This is a genomic window from Dongia sp. (assembly GCF_041910485.1).
In the GTDB taxonomy this organism is placed as follows: domain Bacteria; phylum Pseudomonadota; class Alphaproteobacteria; order Dongiales; family Dongiaceae; genus Dongia.
Genome location: NZ_JAYRQR010000015.1, coordinates 1 through 5333 on the forward strand (window position 1 = coordinate 1; position 5333 = coordinate 5333).

At 64.2% G+C, this 5333-nt stretch carries 4 protein-coding genes; 2 read left to right on the forward strand and 2 right to left on the reverse strand.

Translation table 11 applies throughout. The features are described from left to right. The coding region (locus ACE3PP_RS05000) for an NAD-dependent succinate-semialdehyde dehydrogenase (RefSeq protein WP_374378602.1) at positions 1-1035 on the forward strand (1035 nt) is incomplete at its 5' end. Positions 1036-1105: 70 nt separating this feature from the next. Here ACE3PP_RS05000 and gltX read toward each other — a convergent pair. Continuing rightward, the gene (gltX, locus tag ACE3PP_RS05005; protein ID WP_374378605.1) at positions 1106-2500 is read right to left on the reverse strand and encodes a glutamate--tRNA ligase; all 1395 of its coding nucleotides are present in this window, start codon (positions 2498-2500) and stop codon (positions 1106-1108) included. Positions 2501-2647: 147 nt separating this feature from the next. On the opposite strand from gltX, the gene ACE3PP_RS05010 reads away from it, so the two are divergent. Beyond that, positions 2648-4939 (forward strand): ComEC/Rec2 family competence protein, encoded by a 2292-nt coding sequence (locus ACE3PP_RS05010; protein ID WP_374378608.1) that lies wholly within the window; start codon positions 2648-2650, stop codon positions 4937-4939. Here the strand turns inward: ACE3PP_RS05010 and ACE3PP_RS05015 are convergent. Next, a partial coding sequence (locus ACE3PP_RS05015; RefSeq protein WP_374378611.1) for a LexA family protein occupies positions 4896-5333 on the reverse strand: 438 nt, incomplete at its 5' end. The genes ACE3PP_RS05010 and ACE3PP_RS05015 overlap by 44 nt on opposite strands.

Here is a 5333-nt window from a genome sequence, read left to right on the forward strand (position 1 = left end):
ATCGTCGTCACCAAGGAACCGGTCGGCGTCGTGGCGGCCATCACGCCGTGGAACTTCCCCAATGCGATGGGCACGCGCAAGGCGGCGCCGGCTATGGCCGCGGGCTGCCCGGTCGTCATGAAGCCCGCTTCGCAGACGCCGTTCTCGACGCTGGCGATTGCGGTCCTCGCCGAACGCGCCGGCATTCCGGCTGGCGTCCTCAACGTCGTCACCGGCTCGGCCTCGGCCATCGGCGGCGAAATGACCAGCAATCCGATCGTGCGCAAGCTGACCTTCACCGGCTCCACCGAAATCGGCAAGATCCTGGTCAAGCAATGCGCCGATACGCTGAAGAAGACGTCGATGGAACTCGGCGGCAACGCGCCCTTCATCGTGTTCGACGATGCCGATCTCGATGCGGCGGTCGAAGGCGCCATGATGTCGAAGTTCCGCAACACCGGCCAGACCTGCGTCTGCGCCAACCGCATCTATGTGCAGGACAAGGTCTACGACGCCTTCGTCGAAAAACTGAAGGCGGCAGTCGGCAAGATGAAGATCGGCGACGGTCTCAAGGGCGAGACGCAGCAGGGCCCGCTCATCGACATGAAGGCGGTGGCCAAGGTCGAAGAACATATCGCCGATGCCGTCGGCAAGGGGGCCAAGGTCGCCGTGGGCGGCAAGCGCCATGCCTTGGGCGGCAGCTTCTTCGAACCGACCATCCTCACCGAGGTCACGCCGCAGATGGCGGTGGCGAAGGAAGAAACCTTCGGGCCGCTGGCACCGCTCTTCCGCTTCAAGACGGAAGAAGAGGTGATCAAGATGGCGAACGATACCGAGTTCGGCCTTGCCTCCTACTTCTATGCCCGCGATCTCGGCCGCGTCTGGCGCGTTGCCGAGGCCGTCGAATACGGCATTGTCGGCATCAACACCGGCATCATCTCCAGCGAAGTCGCTCCGTTCGGCGGCGTCAAGGAATCCGGCAACGGCCGCGAAGGCTCGAAATACGGTATCGAGGACTATCTCGAAATCAAATACATGTGCATGGGCGGCATCTAAGCCCGCGTTGCACTGAATCAAAAACCCCGCGCCAAGCGATTGGCGCGGGGTTTTCTTTTGCAGTGGGCCTTCAGGCGAGCGGCGCATCCTTCAGCCGCGCCATCGCCTCATCCTTGCCGAGGATCTCCATCACCTCGAAGATCGGGGGCGACTGCGTCGAGCCGGTGAGGGCAGCGCGCAGCGGCTGGGCGGCGGCCCCGAGCTTCACGCCGGCACTCTCGGCAAAGGCACGCGCCTTTTCCTCGAGCGGCGCCGCCTGCCAATTGTCGGCGCCGGCATAGGCGTCGATCAGCTTCGGCATCAATGCGACGGTCTCCGGCGCGACGAGTATCGCCTTCGCCTTGTCGGTGAAGGGCAGAGGCCGCTGCTGCACATAGAAGGCCGAATTCTCGGCCAGCTCCTTCAAATTCTTGGCGCGGCTCTTCAGGCCCGGCATGGCGCGGGTCAGCAGGGCGATGCCGGCCGCATCGCTTGCCTTGCCGAGACGATCGGCAACGGCCTTGGCGAGCTCGGCATCATCGGCCTGGCGCATGTAATGGCCATTGAGATTGTCGAGCTTCGCGAAGTCGAAGCGCGAGGGCGAGCGGCCGATGCCGGAAAGCTCGAACCATTCGATCGCCTGCTCGGTCGAGATGATCTCGGCATCCCCATGACCCCAGCCGAGGCGCAGCAGGTAGTTGCGCAAGGCCTCGGGCAGGTAGCCCATGTCGCGATAGGCTTCGACGCCAAGGGCGCCGTGGCGCTTGGAGAGCTTCGCCCCGTCCGGCCCGTGGATCAGCGGGATATGGCTGAAATGCGGCGCTTCCCAACCCATCGAATCATAGATCTGGCGCTGGCGGAACGTGTTGGTGAGGTGGTCGTCGCCACGGATGACATGGGTGATGCCCATATCATGATCGTCGACCACGACCGACAGCATGTAGGTGGGCGTGCCGTCTGAGCGCAGCAGGACCATGTCGTCGAGCTGCTCGTTGGCAACGCGGACCTCACCCTGGACGCCGTCGACAACGATGGTCTCGCCAACCTGCGGCGCCTTCAAGCGGATGACGGGCTTCACGCCGGCGGGGGCATCCTTGGGATCGCGGTCACGCCAGCGGCCGTCATACTTCATCGGCTTGCCGGCGGCCTGCGCTGCCTTGCGCATCTCGTCCAGTTCCTCGGGCGAGCAATAGCAGCGATAGGCCTTGCCGGCGTCGAGCAACTGCATGGCTACCTCCGCATGGCGCGGCGCGCGGGCGAACTGGTAGGTAATGTCGCCGTCCCAGCCGAGACCCAGCCACTTCAAGCCGTCGATGATTGCCTCGATCGCCGCTTCAGTCGAACGGACTCGGTCGGTGTCCTCGATGCGCAGATGGAAGATCCCCTTGTGATGGCGGGCGAACAACCAGTTGAAGAGGGCCGTGCGCGCGCCACCGATGTGCAGGAAGCCGGTCGGCGAGGGGGCAAAGCGGGTAACGACGGTCATTTCAGTCTGTCCGTGATCAGATGTTGGGCGGATGTGGATTTGCCGTGGGTTCTATCATGAAAAGTGCCTGCTGGGGCAAGGGTTGAGCCTATCCGGGATAAGCGCGATCTGCTAGGAGATATGCAACTTATCGAAGAGCGTAACAAGTTGAGCGACGGTCTCTGGCAGAGAGTTGAGGATTTCGTCGCCGGGCAGCGAGCGAACTGGCCCGGCTGGGCTGCGGTGGCCCTGGGGACGGGAATCGCCCTCTATTTCGGCCTGCCGTTTGAACCGCCGCTATGGGTCGGCCCATCGGCCGCGCTGCTCCTGGCGATCCTGGCGTTTGCCGTGCGGCGCTGGCCGTTGCCAATGATCGCCGCGCTCTATCTGGTCGCAATCTCAGTTGGATTTTCCGTCGTGTCCCTGCGCACGACCTGGGTCGAGGCACCGCAGCTTGCGCGCTCGCTCTACCGTGCCGAGGTGACCGGGCGGATCGTGGAGGTCGAGCTCTTTCCGGGCAGCCAGCGGGTGACGCTCGACCAGTTGACGATCACCAGCGAGAAGACCGGTCCGCTTGGCCCGGAACAGCGGCCGGAACGGGTGCGCGTCAAGCTCTCCAAGGTCAACGAGCCGATCGGGATCGGCGACTGGATTGGCCTCACTGCCGATCTGCAGCCGCCTGCGCCACCTGTGGCACCCGGCGCCTTCGATTTCAGGCGGCAAGCCTATTTCGAGCGACTGGGCGGTGTGGGCTTTTCGCTGCAGCCGGCCATCAAGATATCGCCGCCAGTCGGGCAGGAGGCAGCGCTTGGCTGGCTCGACTGGTTCGACAGTTTGCGCCTCACCATCGGCCGGCGCATCCAGGCGGAGCTGCCGGGCGCCACCGGCGCGATGGCAATGGCGCTCATTGTCGGCAATCAGACGGCGCTGCGCGCCGACGATGTCAATGCAATGCGGGATTCGGGCCTTGCGCATCTGACATCGATTTCGGGGCTACATATCGGGCTCGCGGCTGGCATCTTCTTCTTCGGGCTGCGCGCGCTGCTGGCATTGGTGCCGCCGATTGCGCTGCGTTTCGATATCAAGAAATGGGCGGCAGTCCTGGCCTTGATCGGGGCCTTCTTCTATGCCGGTCTGGCGGGGATGCCGGTGCCGACCGAACGCGCACTGGTGATGACGGGTATCTTCTTCTGCGCAATCCTGCTCGACCGTTCCCCCATTTCCATGCGCGTCATTGCCTTTGCGGCAATCGTGGTTCTGCTTCTGTCACCGGAAGCGCTCATCGGTGCAAGCTTCCAGATGTCGTTTGCCGCCGTGCTGGGGCTGGTACGGGCGTTCGATGGTGGGCGCGCGCAGTTCGCACGGTTGCGCCGGATCGGCCGCGACGCGCCGGACATGACGGGGCGCGTCCTCGGCATGTTCGAGCGGGGCTTCGTGTGGCTCGGAACGTTGATGCTGACAAGCCTCATCGCCAGCCTGATGACGGCGCCCTTTGCCGCCTATCATTTCAACCGGCTGACCTTGTTCGGGATTGCGGCCAATATGCTGGCCGTTCCACTCACCGGCTTCTGGATCATGCCGCTTGCCGTCCTTGCCTTGGTGGCGATGCCGTTCGGCCTGGAGCATTGGCCGCTGGTCCTGATGGGATGGGGCTGTGACCTCATCCTGGATATCGCGCATTGGGTGGGCGGCTGGCCGGGGGCCGTTGTCCTGCTGCCCGCAATCCCGGTCGCGGGGCTGATGCTGATGAGTTTGGGGCTGATCTGGTTCTGCCTCGTCATCGGGCGCGCGAAATGGCTCGCGGCACCCATTCTGATCCTGGGGCTGCTGTCGCCATTTACGCTACCGGCGCCCGACATACTTGCCTTTGCCGGTGGCAGGACCAGCCGGCTGGTCGCCGTGAGGAATGAGGCGGGCGACTATCAATTCAGCTCGACCCGCGCGGCCAATATCGCGGCCGAAACGTGGCTCCGTCGCAACGCCCAGGCCAAGCGATTGCCTTTCCCGGCGCCGTTGACGGTGGCCATACCGCTCAATTCACATCAGCGTCTGCTCGACGCGATGCACGCGGCGCCCCTGTCGGCGGCCAGTGGTTCCGGCGTGTGCAATGCCGATTGGTGCCGCTTCGACACACGGATGGGCTATGTCGCGGTGGCCTTGAACGCGGATGGGTTGGCGCCTGCCTGCCATACGGCGCGGCTGGTGATCAGCCTGGAACCCGTCGCGGAATATTGCCCGTCTGCCGAGCGGGTCATCGACTTCTTTGACATGTGGCGGCACGGCACGCACGCCATCGCTATCCATGAGGATGGATCGTTCAGCGTCCGGCGCAGCTATGACACGGGCAATCGGCCCTGGACGCTCGATAGGTTCGGAAAACCGGCGCAGCCGGAGTCGGCCGCGCCGGATAGCGGCCTCAATACTGGCGCATCAGGCCAATCAGACGACCCTGGATCTTGACCCGGTCGGGGCCGAAGATGCGCGTCTTGTGATTGGGGTTCGCCGGTTCGAGGGCGATGGAATCGCCCTTGCGGCGCAGGCGCTTTAAGGTGACTTCGTTATTGTCGACCAAGGCCACCACGATGGTGCCGTTCTCGGCATTCTCGCAGCGTTCGATGAGGACGGTGTCGCCTTCATGAATGCCGGCATCGATCATCGAATCGCCTTCGACGGTGAGGGCGTAATGTTCACCGCGGCCGAGCATGCCAGCCGGCACATCGACGGCGTTGGAATTATCGCGCAGCGCCTCGATCGGCGTACCGGCGGCGATCTTGCCATAGAGCGGCAGCTGCACCGTGTGGCCAGCCTGTGCCACGACGGCGCCGGGCAGGGTGGGCGTGAAGTCGCCATGAAT